This window comes from Rhizobium subbaraonis (assembly GCF_900220975.1).
Taxonomy (GTDB): domain Bacteria; phylum Pseudomonadota; class Alphaproteobacteria; order Rhizobiales; family Rhizobiaceae; genus Mycoplana; species Mycoplana subbaraonis.
In genome coordinates this window covers 34108-50720 of the sequence record NZ_OBQD01000023.1, presented here as the reverse complement: position 1 = coordinate 50720, position 16613 = coordinate 34108, and the positions used below count along the sequence as shown (strand labels likewise).

14 protein-coding genes and 2 pseudogenes are annotated in these 16613 nt (G+C 59.9%); 9 read left to right on the top strand and 7 right to left on the bottom strand.

The window, feature by feature from the left end; translation table 11 throughout:
* Positions 1 to 553: 553 nt before the first annotated feature.
* A pseudogene (locus CRO48_RS26140) lies at positions 554 to 829 on the bottom strand (tyrosine-type recombinase/integrase); the annotation flags it as partial.
* A gap of 259 nt (positions 830 to 1088) precedes the next feature.
* The gene (locus tag CRO48_RS26135) at positions 1089 to 2036 is read right to left on the bottom strand and encodes a DMT family transporter (protein WP_097142707.1); all 948 of its coding nucleotides are present in this window, start codon (positions 2034 to 2036) and stop codon (positions 1089 to 1091) included.
* Between the two features lie 86 nt (positions 2037 to 2122).
* On the opposite strand from CRO48_RS26135, the gene CRO48_RS26130 reads away from it, so the two are divergent.
* Complete coding sequence (locus CRO48_RS26130) at positions 2123 to 2602, top strand: Lrp/AsnC family transcriptional regulator (RefSeq protein ID WP_097142706.1); 480 nt, start codon at positions 2123 to 2125, stop codon at positions 2600 to 2602.
* Between the two features lie 183 nt (positions 2603 to 2785).
* On the opposite strand, the gene CRO48_RS26125 is transcribed toward CRO48_RS26130, so the two are convergent.
* Positions 2786 to 3691: a LysR family transcriptional regulator gene (locus tag CRO48_RS26125; protein ID WP_097142705.1), complete on the bottom strand. Its 906-nt coding sequence runs from the start codon at positions 3689 to 3691 to the stop codon at positions 2786 to 2788.
* 160 nt (positions 3692 to 3851) lie between these two features.
* On the opposite strand from CRO48_RS26125, the gene CRO48_RS26120 reads away from it, so the two are divergent.
* Together CRO48_RS26120 and CRO48_RS26115 are read left to right on the top strand one after the other, a co-directional pair.
* Positions 3852 to 5531 (top strand): GMC family oxidoreductase, encoded by a 1680-nt coding sequence (locus CRO48_RS26120; RefSeq protein ID WP_097142704.1) that lies wholly within the window; start codon positions 3852 to 3854, stop codon positions 5529 to 5531.
* 32 nt (positions 5532 to 5563) lie between these two features.
* Positions 5564 to 8068, top strand: a complete 2505-nt coding sequence (locus CRO48_RS26115) for a CoA transferase (protein WP_097142703.1) — start codon at positions 5564 to 5566, stop codon at positions 8066 to 8068.
* 104 nt (positions 8069 to 8172) lie between these two features.
* Here CRO48_RS26115 and CRO48_RS26110 read toward each other — a convergent pair whose 3' ends face one another.
* The 3 genes from CRO48_RS26110 to CRO48_RS26100 are packed head-to-tail and all read right to left on the bottom strand — an operon-like array spanning position 8173 to position 11654.
* Positions 8173 to 8538: a cupin domain-containing protein gene (locus tag CRO48_RS26110; protein WP_097142702.1), complete on the bottom strand. Its 366-nt coding sequence runs from the start codon at positions 8536 to 8538 to the stop codon at positions 8173 to 8175.
* 11 nt (positions 8539 to 8549) lie between these two features.
* Entirely contained in the window at positions 8550 to 10184 is a 1635-nt protein-coding gene (locus CRO48_RS26105; RefSeq protein ID WP_097142701.1) for a N,N-dimethylformamidase beta subunit family domain-containing protein, read from the bottom strand.
* A 12-nt stretch (positions 10185 to 10196) separates the two neighbouring features.
* The gene (locus CRO48_RS26100; protein WP_097142700.1) at positions 10197 to 11654 is read right to left on the bottom strand and encodes an APC family permease; all 1458 of its coding nucleotides are present in this window, start codon (positions 11652 to 11654) and stop codon (positions 10197 to 10199) included.
* Positions 11655 to 11753: 99 nt separating this feature from the next.
* Here CRO48_RS26100 and CRO48_RS26095 point away from each other — a divergent pair, with 99 nt between their 5' ends.
* The 3 genes from CRO48_RS26095 (at position 11754) to CRO48_RS26085 (ending at position 13279) form a co-directional block, all read left to right on the top strand.
* The gene (locus CRO48_RS26095; RefSeq protein WP_176526906.1) at positions 11754 to 12374 is read left to right on the top strand and encodes a TetR/AcrR family transcriptional regulator; all 621 of its coding nucleotides are present in this window, start codon (positions 11754 to 11756) and stop codon (positions 12372 to 12374) included.
* Positions 12375 to 12744: 370 nt separating this feature from the next.
* Positions 12745 to 13161 (top strand): DUF3604 domain-containing protein, encoded by a 417-nt coding sequence (locus tag CRO48_RS26090; protein WP_097142698.1) that lies wholly within the window; start codon positions 12745 to 12747, stop codon positions 13159 to 13161.
* Positions 13097 to 13279 (top strand): DUF3008 family protein, encoded by a 183-nt coding sequence (locus CRO48_RS26085; protein ID WP_097142697.1) that lies wholly within the window; start codon positions 13097 to 13099, stop codon positions 13277 to 13279. Before CRO48_RS26090 ends, CRO48_RS26085 begins: the two co-directional genes overlap by 65 nt.
* 49 nt (positions 13280 to 13328) lie before the next feature.
* On the opposite strand, the gene CRO48_RS26080 is transcribed toward CRO48_RS26085, so the two are convergent.
* Complete coding sequence (locus CRO48_RS26080; RefSeq protein ID WP_097142696.1) at positions 13329 to 13586, bottom strand: hypothetical protein; 258 nt, start codon at positions 13584 to 13586, stop codon at positions 13329 to 13331.
* Positions 13587 to 13787: 201 nt separating this feature from the next.
* On the opposite strand from CRO48_RS26080, the pseudogene CRO48_RS26075 reads away from it, so the two are divergent.
* The 3 genes and pseudogenes from CRO48_RS26075 to CRO48_RS26065 all read left to right on the top strand — a co-directional run.
* Positions 13788 to 14003, top strand: a pseudogene (locus CRO48_RS26075) (low affinity iron permease family protein); the annotation flags it as partial.
* A gap of 157 nt (positions 14004 to 14160) precedes the next feature.
* A complete protein-coding gene (locus tag CRO48_RS26070; RefSeq protein ID WP_097142694.1) occupies positions 14161 to 14343 on the top strand; it encodes a hypothetical protein in 183 nt (60 codons plus the stop codon).
* A gap of 623 nt (positions 14344 to 14966) precedes the next feature.
* Positions 14967 to 16463, top strand: a complete 1497-nt coding sequence (locus CRO48_RS26065; RefSeq protein ID WP_097142693.1) for an ATP-grasp fold amidoligase family protein — start codon at positions 14967 to 14969, stop codon at positions 16461 to 16463.
* Positions 16464 to 16613 lie beyond the last annotated feature (150 nt).

Here is a 16613-nt window from a genome sequence, read left to right as displayed (position 1 = left end):
CCGCCAAGCTGCGCATGTGTTCGGCCGCCGCTACGGCGGCGCGCCTATGTGAAGTCAGGGTGTTCAAGCCCAGCACTTTTATGGAGGGCGGCCGCAAGCGAGCAAACCGATAAATCGGCTCCTGCGAGATTGCGGTTAATGGAAGCCGTGAACTTTTCTCTTCAGCCTCCGAACGAGGGTAAGGGACTGATTTTCCTATGCAATGTCGCTTTTCACATGGAAAAGTTCAGGTTGGGCTTTTCTAAATTGGAAAATCTGCCGGATTTCGGCGTTCAAGCTGCCCCGTGGACAAAATCCTTGATGCCGGCGAGTTCTATAAAAATCAATGCTTTGAAGACGCGTTGAAGGGCCTTTAAGGGATTTTCATGCCCGCGCTGGCCGGTTGCCAGTCTCCGCCTCGACGAGCGGCGATTTTGCCGCGTTCGGCCGCTCCTGGTGTCAAAGTCGCGATCTGGCGTGCCACGCTCCCTTCGCTGCAATCGTCTGATTTCTAAGGGTTTACCGGCTGTTCCCGCATATTCTCGGATATTCCCACGAATTCCGGAGATCAGTGTCAAACAGCACCACGTGGCTTTTTGAGTTGCAGGCTGCGGGTGAGGCGGGTCATGGCGTCACGGGCGAGTCGTTGCTGCTCAGCCTCGCGGCTGTAGAGTTCGGCGTGCTCGATATTATCATGTCCGAGCGTCTCCATGAGCTGCCGCGTGGTCGAGCCGGTCTCGGCCAGCATCTTGCCGAGCGACTTGCGCAGGCCGTGCATCGTGCAGCTCTTCGGCATGCCGGCGCTCTTCGTCCAGTCTGCCATCCGGCCCGTCAGGGACTTCTCGGAAAACTCTAGCCAAAATCGGTCCAGTTTGAAGGGCTCAGATCGCATTTACTCGCCTCCGATCTGATTTGATCGACGGTGAGCTTCGCCCATTTATCTGTGGATTGAAAGTTCGTTACGGTTAGCGTGACCTGCCGTTTGAATTCCATACTGTGAATGCGGTGTTTTGCCATGGGTTCCACTTTCGGAAGCCCGGCAAGCCCGGTCAATTCATCAAGCTTATCTGTCCACTCTCAGGGGCGCACTCCAATATCAGGCGCAAAAGTCAGATTTGTGCGACTGACATTTGCGACAAACTGGACGGCGCACGCGGTTTGCTGAAAACTGCGATGGCGGAACAGACGCCGACGAACTGCATAGCCGCTCCAATAGCCTCGGCGGGAGAAGGAAACCGGCCCTCGAACATGAATCCATAGGCGAGGCCGAAGACGGCTTCGGCAACGATAAGCTGGGCGGCGAGCGCCAGCGGCAGGCGACGGGAAGCGATGACCCAGCACCAGGTTGCAAACCACGAGCCGGCCAGCCCCATCACCAGCGCCCATGCGGCGAAGCGGGCGGTTTCTAAGGCGGATGCAGTGTCCGCGATGTCGAACGAGGCAAGCGGTAACAAGAGTAGGCTCCCGATCGCCGCGCCAATGCCTTGCAGCCCTGTCCATTGCAGACCGTCCGGCGCGTCGGCCGACCGCATGACAGCCGCGTTTGCCATACCGTAGGCGATCCAGATCACCAGCGCCGCCGAACTGGCCAGAACACCGAGGAAGATCGATGGCGTAGCCGCAGCGTCGGCCGTGCCGACCGTCGCGGCGTTTACGATCGCCACGCCGATCGCGACCAGCGCCAGGGGAAGCGCGAGCGCCTTCCATGGTGCGGATCGGTCCCGAATATTGGCGATGATCGCCAGGAACACCGGCATGGTCCCGATGATGACAGGCGGAACGGCCGCGCCGGCGAGCTGGACGGCAAAGGCCGTACTGATGAAGTATCCGACATATCCCACACCTCCCAAGATCAGTCCGAGTAGAACCCGTGAGGGGATAATCCCGATTGGCCGGAAACGTCGGTCGGCCATCAACAGCAGGCAGGCCAGGCCGAAGATGCCATAGCGGGCTATGGTCAAATCCCATGCCGTGAACGGCGCGATGGCGCGCGGTGCGATGAAAGTCAGCCCCCAGAGGGCGCAAGTGGTGAGGCCGGCGACAATTCCAAGCAGCATGATGTTCTCCTGTTGGAGCCATCATGCAATGCCGCTCGTCTCGATTTATATGGAAGGGTAAGAGCAAATCGCTTAGTTTGACCGCTATGTCGAAGGCAAAATCACCACATAACTTACAAACTGCAAAATCAACGCTGGACGCGACGGACGCCCGGATTCTTGCCGCACTCGATGCCGATGGTCGCCTATCGATGAGCGAGCTTGCCCGCCTTGTCGGCATGTCCGCGCCGAGCGTGTCAGAGCGCGTGCGCCGGCTTGAGGCCGCTGGCATCATCCGGGGCTTCACCGTCGATGTGGACACGCGCGCCATCGGCTACCAGATCAGGGCGATGGTGAGAATCCGGCCGCTACCCGGCAAGCTCCACCTTGTCGAGCGGCTTATTCAGGAGCGGCCGGAGTTCGTCGAATGCGACAAGATCACCGGCGACGATCCTTTCCTTGCTCGCCTCGTGGTGCACACGATCGAGCAGATGGACGATGTTCTCGAAGCCCTCTCCGAGCACGCGGTCACTAGCACAGCGGTCATCAAAGGGACGTCCGTCAATCGACGCCTGCCGCCCCTGTAGCAAAAGTCAGGATTTTCGCTACCATTTTGCCGACTGCGAATGACCGGTTTGGGCCAAGATGAGCCGTTTTTCCAAGTCTCTGAAGCGCCAATAGGAGACGTCAACGACGCATTAGCGGTCGGTCTCCACTGCGGCCCTATACCAAATTGGAACGAATTTCGAAGGCGGTGAAGGCTACCACTGCTATTGTGCCGAAGTTGGCGAAACTCTCGCAGAAATAGCCGTCAGAAGTTCGGCCGCGAGACGCGAATTGATGAAGTCTTCAGGTGCGACGAGATAGTAGCCGCGCTCTGATATCAAAGGCTCTTGGTCCAATTCAACAAGTAGCCCATTCGACACCAAGTCATCGATGACCCCCCGCCACCCAAGGGCCACCCCGTGGCCCATCAGTGCCTCGTGGATGGCGATGCCGTGATTGGACACTTCGATGCCATTCGCGCCACGGCTCGCTTTTGGAGCGCGGCGCAACTTCCAATCATCCCAGTTGAACCATCGCCTTTCCGGGTCATCGAGATGGATCAGGGGCCCCTGTGCGAAGATGTCTTCTCGCGAGAGGAAGGCGAGCTTGGTGGCGACCGACGGAGCCGCGACAGGCACGACAACTTCGGGGATCAGCATTCTGGCTTCCATGCCGTTCCAGCGGCCATCACCAAAGAGGATCGCGCAATCGACGCTGTCCAAGGAGATGTGCTCGTCACGCTCGGCGGTCACGACCCTGACGGACAGCTCGCTATCGCTGCTTCGCAGGTTCGCGAGCTTGGGCATCAGCCAGAACATCGCCAGACCAGGATAGGTGCCGAGCGTCAGGCTGGGGCCTTTGGCTCGTTCGCGCAACGATCGTGTAGCCATCGCAATGTCGGTCAGGGCGGACGCGATCCTGGCATGATACGCAAGCGCCTCGGCGGTTGGTTTGGTAACCCCGCCATTCCTCTCGAACAGCGTCAAGCCGAGGTCATTCTCGAGCGTTTGAATCTGGTGGCTGATCGCGGGTTGGCCAACATTCAATTCGCGCGCCGCGGCGGTGAACGTTCCCAACCGGATACACGCCTCGAATGCACGGAGGGCTTTGAGAGGCGGCAGACCACGCATGAAAGCTCCAAGAAGGCGAAGACACTCAAGTCCGACTTTACCATCGAAAAAAGTAATGGCGACATGATATTTTCCGACATGCCGCGGGGAGGTGTTTTATGGCAGATATTGCCCATGAGGAGGCCGCTTCTTCCGCGGTGGAAATCCGGATTTGCCTATAATGATCGAGGACTCATTCGATTACATCATCATCGGCGCGGGAACGGCGGGCTGCCTGCTGGCCAATCGCATCAGCCGTGATCCTTCAAAGCGCGTCCTACTTCTCGAAGCAGGCAGGAAGGACAATTACCCCTGGATTCACATACCCGTCGGGTACCTCTACTGCATCGGCAATCCAAGGACCGACTGGCTCTATAACACTGAAGCCGACCCGGGGCTCAATGGCAGGTCCCTCCGCTATCCGCGCGGCAAGACCCTCGGTGGATGCTCATCGATAAATGGCATGATCTACATGCTTGGACAGGCCCGTGACTACGACACCTGGGCCATGGCGACGGGTGACGACGCTTGGTCGTGGGACAACGTCGTGCCCGACTTCAAGGCGCACGAGGATCACTACCGGATGGACTTCGGTGCCGATCCCGCCACAGGAGGCAACAGCCGCTTCTCCGACATGCATGGCCATGGCGGCGAGTGGAGGATCGAAAAGCAGCGCCTGAAGTGGGACATCCTGGAGGCCTTTGCGGAGGCCGCCGTTCAGGCGGGTGTTCCGCGTAGCGATGACTTCAACAGCGGCGACAACGAGGGTGTCGGCTACTTCGAGGTGAACCAACGTTCCGGTTGGCGCTGGAACGCTTCAAAGGCATTCCTCAGGCCAGCGCGAGGCCGCAAGAACCTGCAGATCGTGACCGAAGCTCATGTCTACGGGCTGATTTTCGAAAGAGCTGCGTCGGGTCGCCCCGTCTGCCGCGGGGTGAAGATCGTCCGCGATGGTCGCGCGACGAAGTTCAAGGCCCGCTCCGAGGTGATCCTTTCCGCTGGCGCGATCAACACCCCCAAGATCATGCAGTTTTCGGGTCTGGGTCCGGCGGCCCTTCTCCAGGAACACGGTATCCATGTGCTGCGTGACATGGCGGGAGTGGGCGAGAACCTCCAGGACCACCTTCAGATCAGAACCGTCTACAAGGTCGATGGTGCCCGAACGCTGAACACCATGGCAAACAGCCTCGTCGGTAAGGCGATGATCGGGCTGGAATACGCCCTGAAGCGGACTGGCCCCATGAGCATGTCGCCTTCACAGCTCGGCGCGTTCACCAAATCCGATCCATCCCGACCGCACGCCAACCTCCAATATCATGTCCAGCCACTGAGCCTGGACGCCTTCGGCGAACCGCTGCACAATTTCCCGGCCCTGACTGCCAGTGTCTGCAATCTCAATCCGACGAGCCGAGGGTCAGTGCGGGTGCGCTCGAGCCGGATGGAAGACGCTCCGGCGATCACGCCCAACTATCTCAGCACGGACGAGGACCGCAGCGTCGCCGTGGCAAGCCTTCGCCAGGTGCGACAGATCGCCTCCCAGCCTGCTTTGGCCAGATATCGGCCGCAGGAGTGGAAGCCGGGGCCTCAGTTCGAGAAGGACGCGGAGCTTCTCAAGCTCGCCGGGGACATCGCAAGCACTATCTTTCATCCGGCCGGTACTGCCAAGATGGGGGTCGCCTCTGACAACACCGCGGTGGTGGACAGTCGGCTCCGGGTCTTCGGCGTCGACGGCCTGAGGGTCGTGGACGCGAGCGTTATGCCGACGATCGTAAGCGGAAACACCAATTCACCCACCCTTATGATCGCGGAGAAAGCGGCACGCTTCATCGTCGAAGACGCCCGCGCCGCGCGCCGTGCCTGATCACATCATCACGATTTCGAACGAGGCAGAGGATGAAACGCGAGGCTCTTCCCTTTTACGGGGTCAAGGTCGTGGATTTCGGGCAATATATCGCGGGTCCGGCCGTCGCCATGATCCTCGGCGATCTCGGCGCGACCGTTGTTCATATCGATCCGCCAACAGGTTCCCTTTGGGACAGTCCGGCCAACGCCATACTGAACCGAAACAAGTTGCTGGTGCAACTCGATCTGAAGTCGGAAGACGGTCGGGCAAGAGCCCTTGCGCTCATCGCGGAGGCCGACATCGTCATCGAGAACTTCCGCCCCGGCGTCATGAAGCGCCTCGGCATAGACTTCGCCGCCCTGCAACAGGCGCGTCCTGAGCTCATCACCGTGTCAATCCCGGGCTTCGCCTCCAATGATGAACTTCGCCGCGAATGGAGAGCATTCGAATCCGTCATCGCGGCATCCTCCGGCGTCTTCACCGACATGGGGCTGAACCGGGTGCTGATGGGTGTGAACCCTTCCTTCTCACCGCTGCCGCTGGCTTCCGCCTATGGCACGATGCTGGCCGCGTCAGCGGCGGCTCTCGCCCTTCAAGCGCGGGCACGGACGGGGCGAGGCGACCAGATCGAAGTCCCGCTCGCCAGCGCCGTCATGGAAGGGCTTTGCTACAATTCGATCAAGATCGAGGACTATCCGCTGCGCTATCAGACGCAGCGCGAGCGGGAGATCGAAAGACGGCGCAGCGAAGGGCTGCCGATGGACGTCACATATGACGCCCTCCAGACATTCCTCGACCCCTTCTATCGAAGCTATCCGTGCAAGGACGGCCGCAGCTTCTATGTCGTCTGCCCGAGCCATAAATTCCATGCCAAGCGCTGCCTCCAGACGCTCGGCATATACGACGAACTCGTCGCCGAAGGGCTTCATGAAGAACCAGACACCTATCTCCCGGCTTCGAAGTGGTCATCGGATGTCTCGCTCGGGGTTTATCCCCTGCCCAAGTTCTGGGCCGACAAGATTTCCGAGCGGATGAGGGCCGTCTTCCTCACCCGGACGGCAAAGGAATGGGAACGCATCTTCGGCAGGGGTCAGTTTCCCGGCGCGCCGCATCGCTGGCTGCAGGAATGGATCAGCGACGACCATGCCGAGATGGCGGGCCTGATGATCGAAGTCGACGACCCAGTCTACGGCCGCATGATCCAGCCGGGCCCGATGGCCTGGCTCGAGGAGAGCGGCGAGGCCATGCTGACGCCGACGCCCCGGCGGAACGTTGAATTCGAAGAAGCCGTTTCGACCTTGCGCGCGGTCTCCTCCTCCCTTCCAACAAGCGTTGCGACAGGCGAAAAGAAATCGGGTTGGCTTGATGGAGTGAGGGTTCTCGACCTTTGCAACGTCATCGCCGGACCGCATTCGGTCTCGTATCTCTCGCGTTTCGGTGCCGAGGTCATCAAGATCGATCCGGCGACGCCGCTGTTCGACTGCTGGAACACCGTCATCTTCGGCATGACCCATATGCGGGGAAAGAAGTCGGTGCTGCTCGACATTGGCTCACCGGACGGGCGCAAGCTGTTCGAGGAACTCGTCCGTTCGGTCGACGTCGTGGTCTGGAACGCCACCGACCGCCAGGTGAAGTCGAAAGGCCTCGATGCCGAAGGCCTCAGGAAGCTCAATCCCGATGCCATCTTCTGCCAGATGGATTGCTTTGGCGGCATTCGCAAGGGACCAAGGACGAACTACCTTGGCTATGACGATCTGGTACAGGCAGCGACGGGGATCATGCTCCGTTTCGGGGGGGGCATGAAGACCCCCGAGGAACACGCCCATGTCGGCACGATCGACGTGATGTGCGGTTTCGGTGCCGCGCTTGGGGTGGCCGCAGCGCTCTACCAGAAGCAGATGACTGGAAAGGTCGGTCGTGCGAGGACATCGCTCTCCGCCTTGAGCGGGCTGGCCCAGATACCGTTCTGCTTCGACTACCAGGGCCGTGCTCCTTTCAATGAGCCCTCGGGTCCTGCCGCTCGCGGATACCACGCGCTTCATCGCCTCTACCGCGCTGAGGATCGTTGGATCGTCATCGCCGCGTCTGAGAGGGACCTGCCGCGTTTCAAGGACGTCGAAGGCATGGAGGGACTGGCCGAACTCGCCGAGACCGAACGCGTCGAGGTCCTGAGCGCGATCATCGCCGGCGCTCCGGCTGATGTCTGGATGGAGCGGTTTCAAAAGGCGGACGTAGGAGCAGCGATCTGCGAGAACATCGAGGCGATCCGTGCAGCGACTGCTCGGCCTGCCGACGGCACATCGGGCACGGAGCGCGGTAGCTATTCCTTCTCGGTCTACGCGGACCATCCGAGCGGCCATACGGTGACGCATCTCGATCCGTACGCAGTCAGACCAGCCCACAGCAAAATATACGCGCGGACGTCGGCGCAGAAATACGGTGCCTCGACACGGGAAGTCATGAAGGCGCTAGGCCTAAGCGACGCAGCGGTCGATGAGCTCATCGCTAGCCGGACGCTTAGCGAAAGCTGGAGCGGAGAATATCTTCCGAGTTGAACTCCACCCTGATGCAAGCCATCAGCCGGGAGTTAGGACACGACCGCTATGGGCCGAGAGGCGTCTGCCGCTCAGCGCCAATGACGGTCGTCGACTAATATTTGCTACCGAGGAAGCGCTATGAACACCTTGGTCGATGGCTCTATGGTCTCCCATGCGCCGCTGAACCCCTTGGGCACGAAGAATGCCTGTCCCGCCCTGAAGGTGCGGCGGCCGCCCTTTGCATCCACGAGCGCGACTTCCCCCGTCAGCATCACGCACACCTCATCATAAGGGTAGTCATCCAGTTTCAATGTGCCTGGCTGACCCTCCCATGCCCCGCCGTAGGGTTCCTGCTCGCTGTCTCCGAATGCCCGCCATTCCGTTTCCCGCCAAGTCGGGCTTGCATTGTCGCCACCCCATTCGGGGCTGACGGGCTTTCCCTGACCGACACGGATGTCGACGATGTCAGTTACGTCAGGAATTCTCATATGGACCTCCTTCATTTCCTGGACCCAAACCGGTTCAGAACGTTGTGGGTGATTTTTTCAGTGAACGGATCCGCGTGAATCAGGCCGTTGACCCAATCTGTCGTGCCGGCATTGAAGACCGAGCCTGCGCCCCGCTCGAACGTTGCAATCATTCCCGAGCCGTAGAACTCGCCGGTAAAGCGGTCGGGTATCTGATCGCCGAACAGCATTTCGATAATGCCTTTGACCTCGTCGGCCGGCGCTCCGATCGGAACGGCTCCATTCCATTTGTCGATCTCGCCGATAACAGCCGGAGCCATGGCAATGATCTCGAGGTTCGCTGGAGCACCATCACTCCCGGTCGCGTAAGGGAGCCCCTTGCGGAAGGTGTAGTCCACACCATCCAACTCGAAGGCCGCGACGCAGATGGGCGCATTGCCGAAGACGTCGCCGTAATAGAGATCGGTATCCTCGAAGGCCCAATGGCTTGGCCGGAAGACAGTGAACCCGCCTGACGATCGAGGCGTTGTCGCTCCATAGCGGTTGTAACACCCCGCAAGCCCGGTAAGGCCCATGGTTGCCGCTCCCGGCCGTTCCAGGAATGGCGCATCCCAGGCGGTCGTCGTCCTGGTCGGTTCGGCCGCAAAGATTGGATCGAGTGTCGGGTCCTTGTAGCAAATCTGTCGGGTACCGTTGTCTTCAAGCCGCACCTGCCAAAGGAAATTCCCAGCAAAGCGTGCTACGTGGCCGCCGTGATCGACGAAGGAATCCACACGGTCCCGCATCTCAGATGTCCAATATTCGTCATGCCCCACAAATATCGCGCACGAGTAGCCCGAGAGACAGTCAGGGGATTCATGAAGGTCCTGCTGGGTGAGAAAGTCGAGGTCGTAGCCTTGTTCCTCGGCCCAAACGACGAAGGGACGTTCGTAGCTCGACCAGAACGCATCCGAAGCATGCCGTGAATATCCATGAACATGCGCCCATTCATAGGCTGGATGTCGTGGCACATATCCGGGACCTGGCGTGGTCGGATTGGAGGCCCTTGGCGTGCCTGGCGGCTGCCGCAGCATGCCGCGCGCGACAGGTCTCTGCGTCGAAAGACGTGGGGCGGCGATATCGGTATAGGGGTCATCTCCCAGGCCCCGGTAGTGGTTCGCACCGCCCCAATCGTTATACGCAATCATAGTGCTCGTCGTCAGAACAAGAACGTAAGGTTTCGGGTGCGAGGATGCCGCCCGCCGAAGAACGAAGAAGCCCTCGCGTTCGTAGATACGGCCTTCGAATTCCATGGATAGGATGACCAGGTAGAATCCCGAACGCCAGTTGTCGTCGATCGGGATTGAAAAAGAAACCCGCCAGCCGCATCCAGCCTCATATGCGTTATCGGGCGTCTCCTGTGTTTGTCCGGGAAGGCCTTTCGCCTCCCACACGGCCGTCGGATTGGCACCGTCGCGCAGCACGCGAACGTCATACTGTACCGCCGTCGTGTGGACATGGACATTCACGACATCGCCGGGATCGTAGCTGAAGCGGTCGGCATAGCACCACAGCTCGGGTTGGGCAGGATCGCCGCTTGGCCGTTCGATGGCAAAGTTGGGAACGGACCACGCATAGCGTGCGCGCAGGGTCTCGGTCGACGGTCCGGGAAGAATTCTATCGTTCATACTCTTTGGTCCTTATGCCTGGCCCTGGCCGAGCGCGATCCAGGCATTCGGATTGTTGCGTCGGAGCTGGGACGCCCTGAACACGCCCAACACGAAGGCAAGGATCAGCGGGAGGTTGATCAACAGGTTTCCAACATTGCCCAGCGCCGTCAGCAGGTCCATCTTGGTGCAAACCAGCCAGAGGACGACGATCAGGGCGATAGCGGCGAGACCGGGGGCCACCAGTCGGTGCCAGGGGCTTTCATGGTTCGAATTACGGGCGAAATAGAGAATCACCGCGATCGATGTCAGAATCTGTAGGAACAGAACGCCCACCAACGTTGGGGTGTTGGTCCACACCACGATCTGGGTATAGGGATCGAGACCGGACAGACCGAAGGCGAGGAGCGAAACGAGCAGTATTGCCGACTGGACGATCACGGCCGTGGTCGGGCTGGCGGTTTCGGCACCAGTAGTGGCGAGTTTTGCTGGCAAAAGGCCTTCGCGTCCAAGAGAAAACAGATAGCGCGAACCGGCATTGTGCAGTGCCAGAACACCTGCAACGAAACTGGTGACGATCAGCACCTGCATGACATCTGTCATGAACGCGCCGGCAAACGTCGTGTTGATCCCGAAGACCAGCATGGACGGATCGGCTCCGAGCGCAGCGGTGAGGTTGGAGGGCCCAATCGCCATCAGAAAAATCCAGGACATGAACGTGTAGAGGAATGTGAGGACCGCGACGGCGACATATGTCGCCCGCGGAACTGTCTTCGAGGGATCGGCGACTTCCTCGCTGTAGACCGCGGTCTGTTCAAAGCCGATATAGACCACGAAGGTCATCACGAAGAGCGGGCCGAGGAGCGACCAAGACCAGTTGGCCGGCGAAAAGGCCGCCGCCGAGTAGCCCTCGGGGACGCCCGCCCAAAGGATGGCGAAAGCAAGAACCAAAAGGATACCGATTTCGGCCAGCAACAGAATGGCGAGCAGTCGAGCGCCTGCCTCAACCCTGCGATAGGCAACGACACAAACCACGACGCCCAGCAGCAAGGCGCAGACACTCCAGGGCACGGCAACGCCGGCCAGCGATCGGAGCGTGGTGGACGCGAAAAGCCCGGCCGCCGCACAGAAGCCGATCTCTCCCAATGTGTAAGCTACATAGGCCACGAGCGCCGAACCCGCCCCCGCCGATCTGCCGAGACCTTGAGTGATGTATGCATAGAATGCGCCAGCGTTTCGGACATATCGGCTCATGGCAGTGAAGCCGACGGCGAAGAGCCCGTAGACCACGCCCGCCAGAAGATATCCCGCTGGTGCAATGTCGCCGCCCACGAGGAATGCAAGCGGCGCAAACCCTGCCAGCACTGTCAGCGGGGCAGCGGCCGCGACCACGAAAAACACCAGGTGTCGCGCCTCGATAGCCCCTTTTCGCAGCGTACCCTTGCGTTCGGCTAGTCCATCGCCAGCCGTGGCGGTTGTATTGCTGTTCATTGGAACCCCTCTTGTTTTTAGCCTATCGATAGATAGGGAGAGATCGAGACATGAGGATGTGATGCGATGGAAACTCGGGGCAGCCCGCTGGATGAGACAATGGCAATTGTCGAAGGGTCTACACCCGACATCATTTTGAAAGAGGCCGGCCGGCTTTTTTCGTTACGGGGGTACCACGGCACGTCGACACGCGAGATCGCCAACGCAGTCGGTATCCGCCAGCCCTCGCTGTTCCACCACTTCGCATCGAAGGCGGTGATTGCGCAGCACCTTCTCGAATACGACCGACTTCGGTCTCCGATCTTGCAAGGACATCTGGGTTCGATATCGGCGACGCCGTCAGTCAGGATGTACCAGACAATTCGAGCGGAAATCCTCGTCGAACTGACAAGTCGATATGAACTGAGGGGCCTTTACCTCACCGACGCTCTGGACGAAGAGGAATTCGTCTTCTGGAAAACAGAATACGATCGAGCCATTGCGAACGCGCGTCTATTGATCGTCGAGGGCATGGCTTCCGGAGAGTTCATAGCCGCAAATCCGGAGATCGTCGCACGCCTGTTCGACGCTGCTCTCATGGGCGTCGTCCGGTGGAACAGGGGTCAGACCAGCGATGTTGATCCTGACGAAATGGCATCGCTATTGATGCGGTCTATTCTGGCAAGGACGGATGACCTCCCAGCCATCAGGACCGCGGCCTCGAAACTGTCTTTCGACTGATCTCATGCAACGCTTTCGACCGCTTTGGGCCAAAGGCGGAAGTCGTGTCTCCTTTGCGCCGTCATTCCGGCCATTCAAGCGACCCTGCGGGCTCCTGAAAGCTTCCCGTCTGCGTGGCTTGAAAGGAGAGGTAGAACAGTTTACGCGCCGACGGAAGACGTTGAGCCTTGCGTATCCATAGTACGTGTTGTTGCTCCCTGGCTGTGCCTTGATGGACGTCCCCGCACATCCGTAATGCACTTCAACCGACTTGCGAAAACGACATGCATGACACCCAGTCCAGGGAGGGGGGAAGTCCAAGCAGCTTGCCTATACCGTTTCTCTTCTGACCATTTTCATCGCCACCCCGCTTCCGGCCCAGGAAGCGCTGATGGAAGCGGGCGAGATCGATTCCGCGACTGTTGCGAAGCTCGGTGAAGAGGTCACGTCGAACACCGGCCAGCCCGTGCGCCTCAGCCGGCCGCTGGAGTGGATTGCCGTCTCCAACCATTCCGACGGCATGGGCGCGATTTCCGAGCTCACGGACGGCAATCCGGAGTTGATGGCCGACGCGGTCATGAAGCGATGGGACGACATGATGCAGCAGGGCCCGGAGCAGGCCGCCGCGGCGACGATGGAACTGATCAGTTTGGGAAGGCAAAAGAGTCGAGGTCAGCGAGGCCACCCGGAACAAACGGTCCTATCGAGGCTTCCCCTTTTCTCGCTTGATGAGGAACGTTGTCATGCCAGCGAAGTCAAAGGCGCAGCAGAAGGCTGCCGGTGCGGCGCTCGCCGCCAAGCGCGGTGAGATGAAAAAGAGCGAGTTGAAGGGCGCCTCGAAGGAGATGGAAAAATCCATGACCGAAAAGGAGCTTCGCGAATTCGCCACGGGGAAGCACAAGGGCAAGCCCGATCACGTCAAGTGACAAGCCGGGCCACGTCAGATGAACACCTTCGGATGCTGTCGTTCGTTCGTCAGTGCAGCACGCTGCCGCGTCTGCAGATATCCATCGAATGGTCGGCACCTTTGTGTTCGGTGTGGATGATGGCAAGATACGCCGCCTTGTCACGCACGCCGGCCCGGTAGAGCAGCATGATGCGCCTGGCGACCTCGTCGGCCACGGCGGAATGGCGCGAAATATGGCCCTTCAGGCACAACGTCTCGAACAGTTCCTGCAGCCTGGCGAGATCATCCGGCCTTGCAGAGGCGGGTGGGCAGGGGAAATCTGACATCCTATTATCCTCCCGACGGAGGAGTGTGCTCCTCCGAAGAGCTGGCGGCAACCAACCAAAGCGATAATCGGGCTACCTCCATCCCTGTGGGCGCCGACGCGCGGAACCGCACGGCGTCATTGCAGTTCATCCCTGAAAGACAGGCCTTAAAGAAAGACCCCAAAGAAGGGCGCGAAAGAAGGGCTTGAGATCGGGTGAGCCATGAGCGCGCATGCCGAAGCAGGTGTATTTGCGAAATTCGCCACCCGGTTCGCCGATTGGGCGGGGCATCCGACCGCATTTGTCGGTGCGGTCGCGTTGGTGCTGATCTGGGGAATCTCCGGGCCGTTCTTCGGCTTTTCGGAGACCTTGCAACTCGTCGTCAATGCCGGAACCACCATCATCACGTTCCTGATGGTGTTCATCCTCCAGATTTCGCATCGGCTACCTTCTGGAACTGATCGACAAATTTCCGTCCGCGAGCGGAAGCTGACAATTGCTCGGAATTGCCGCGCTATGGAAATAGCGGCATGTCAGAATTTATAGCCCCCTAATTTAGACTTTGGTATTAGTCCTCGTGTCAGGGAGGACAAATATGCATCAGATCAACCGTTTGGCGATCGCCGCTTCGGCCACGCGCGTGCTGTCGGTCGCGGATTTCTGCAAGGAATACAAGATCGCAAAGCCGGAGGAGGCCAAGCTGCTGCGCCTGTTCGGCCGCTATGCGACGGAATGCGAACTTCGATACAACGTTACGCGAGAACCGCGCGTCCATTGAGGACGGAGAGTTTGCGGGCGAGGCCCCCCCCGGCTGGATGGATGGAAATGGCGTTCGGCCGGGAGCCTTCCGATAGAGGACATTGCAAAAATGTCGACCGAGGACCATCGGTCCTGTGAGCGCGACCCGTCGCGTGCGTGCCCGATCCTAGCTTGCGATCGCAGCACGTCGGCAGCAACGGGCAGACCTACAGTCTAATAAAGAAAGCACCCGCCAAAAGGGTGAGAACTGCCGCCTGCAGCAGGAACATCGGTAGATCCTCGGCCATGGGTTCCTCCTTTGGCTCTTGGATGTATGTAGGGCGGTTGAGGCTATTCCCAAGTAGCCATCCGGTACCAGCGTTCCCCTCCTTTTGGCTGCCTTCTTGCGGACGACGCTCCTTGGGCGACCACCGCGCTTCGCGGCTTTCGGGACACCTGTTTTCTTCTTCACGATAGGGCCGTTTTCTCCTGTGACCAGTGAACCTCGGGACGTGCCCCTCGCTACGCCCTGCCTGCTGGCACGTGGATGGAGATCTGCAGCGCTCTCACCACCGTTCCTGAATTGCATCCGGCCGAAATTCACCCTCTGGCTAAAGCTGCAACTTCTGATATTGCAAGTAAAAGGCATTTCGGGGGTATTCGATGCGCGAGGGTCTTGATCGGGCGAAACTGGTGGCACGGGTCATCACATGCGAGGGCGGCTTTGACGGAGCGGCTTCGCGCGGTGCCGTTGCGTCGCTGGCCCGTTCCTTGGAACTTTCCGGCTGGGTTCGCGATCTTGCGTCCGGAGCGAGCTTGCAGATCCACGTCGAAGGCGAGCCCGAACGAATCAGAACCTTTGTCGACAGCTTGCTTTCCGGCGGGCTCATCGGAGAGCTCGCCCACGTTCATATCGCCAATGTCGCATGCCATGGTTACACGGAGTTCTTCCTTTCCTCCGCCGGCCAGCAGCGGCCGCACAATTCGTTGGTTTCCTCGCTCGAAAACACCATACCGTTCCTGCGGCGCCAGTTCGGAGAGGTTGTCGGCACCATGGTCCGGGTCGCCTGGAAGGCGGATGACGACAGGTTGAGGCGGCTTGTGGAAAAGGTGCCGTCGGAGTTTATCAGCCAGCGCCTGCTGCAGTTTCCCGGCATTCGCACGCAAGACGCCGTCGCTTCCTTCTCTTCGTCCATGTGGACCCAGACCCTCATCCGGAAAAAGCAATCGGCCCGCATCGGCTACGCGCCGGAGGACGTTCTGGCGGACAAGCAGCGGGGGAAGGAATTTGCGCGTATCCTCGGCATGCGGTGTCCGGCAACGCCCCAGTTCAACCAGCCGCTTGAAAAGCTCGAGCTTCGGCCGGGGTTGGCAGTGAAGCCCAGCAACGCGGCCGGCGCACGCGGTGTTTTTCTGATCCATTCGGAAGACAGGATCTTTTCGGTTCGCGACAAGAGCGTGATCTCGTCCATTGCCGAACTGCGCACCGAGGCGGCCGCTTTTGTCGCACAGAAGAAGGAGAAGGACCGCTGGAACACTGAGGAGATCGTCTATGGCCCCAATGAGGAGCCTGCGAGCGATCTGAAGTTCTACTGCTTCTATGGCGAAGTGCCGCTCGTGCTCGAAGTCATCCGAACCGGTCGCCAGAACGTCCGCTATTGGTATGACGGCAAGGGTGCCCCGGTCAGGACGGGCAAATATGACGATACCGTTCTTGCCGCATCGCCGATCGACCGGGAATTGCTGGAGTTTGCCGGAAACTTCAGTCGCAAGATCCCCGCTCCCTTCATCCGCATCGATTTCTACCGCTCTGGGGATGGTCTGGTTTTCGGCGAGTTCTCGCCGCGCCCGGGTGGATTTCACCAGTTTGGCATTGAAACCGACAGGCTGCTGGGTCGCCATTTCGTCGAGGCGCAGGCGAGGCTGTTTGCGGACATGTTCGAAGGGGATGAGCGGTTCCCCGAATTCCGGCAATTCGTCGCGCAGAACGTTGCCCTGAAAAGCAACGCCGAGGCTTCGTGGACCGATGTCCGCAAAAGGGTCACTTCCGGTCTGTTCGCACTGGTGACGGCGGGGGCTGCGCTTGCATTCGCATCCGAGGCCGAGGCTTCGTCCCTGGTGCCGGCACCACGCGCTGCGGCGGCGTCGACGGCGCGATAGCCACTCGCGTTTGGCCAGTTTCACGGCGCGTCCCGGCGCACTTCGCGGCCGCGTTCGGCAACGAAACTGGACATTGTCATCTCGAAGTCCCAGTTTATGTATCGGCCCCGCCACCGAAGCTGGTGCCCGTCGCAATTGAAGGAGCCACGG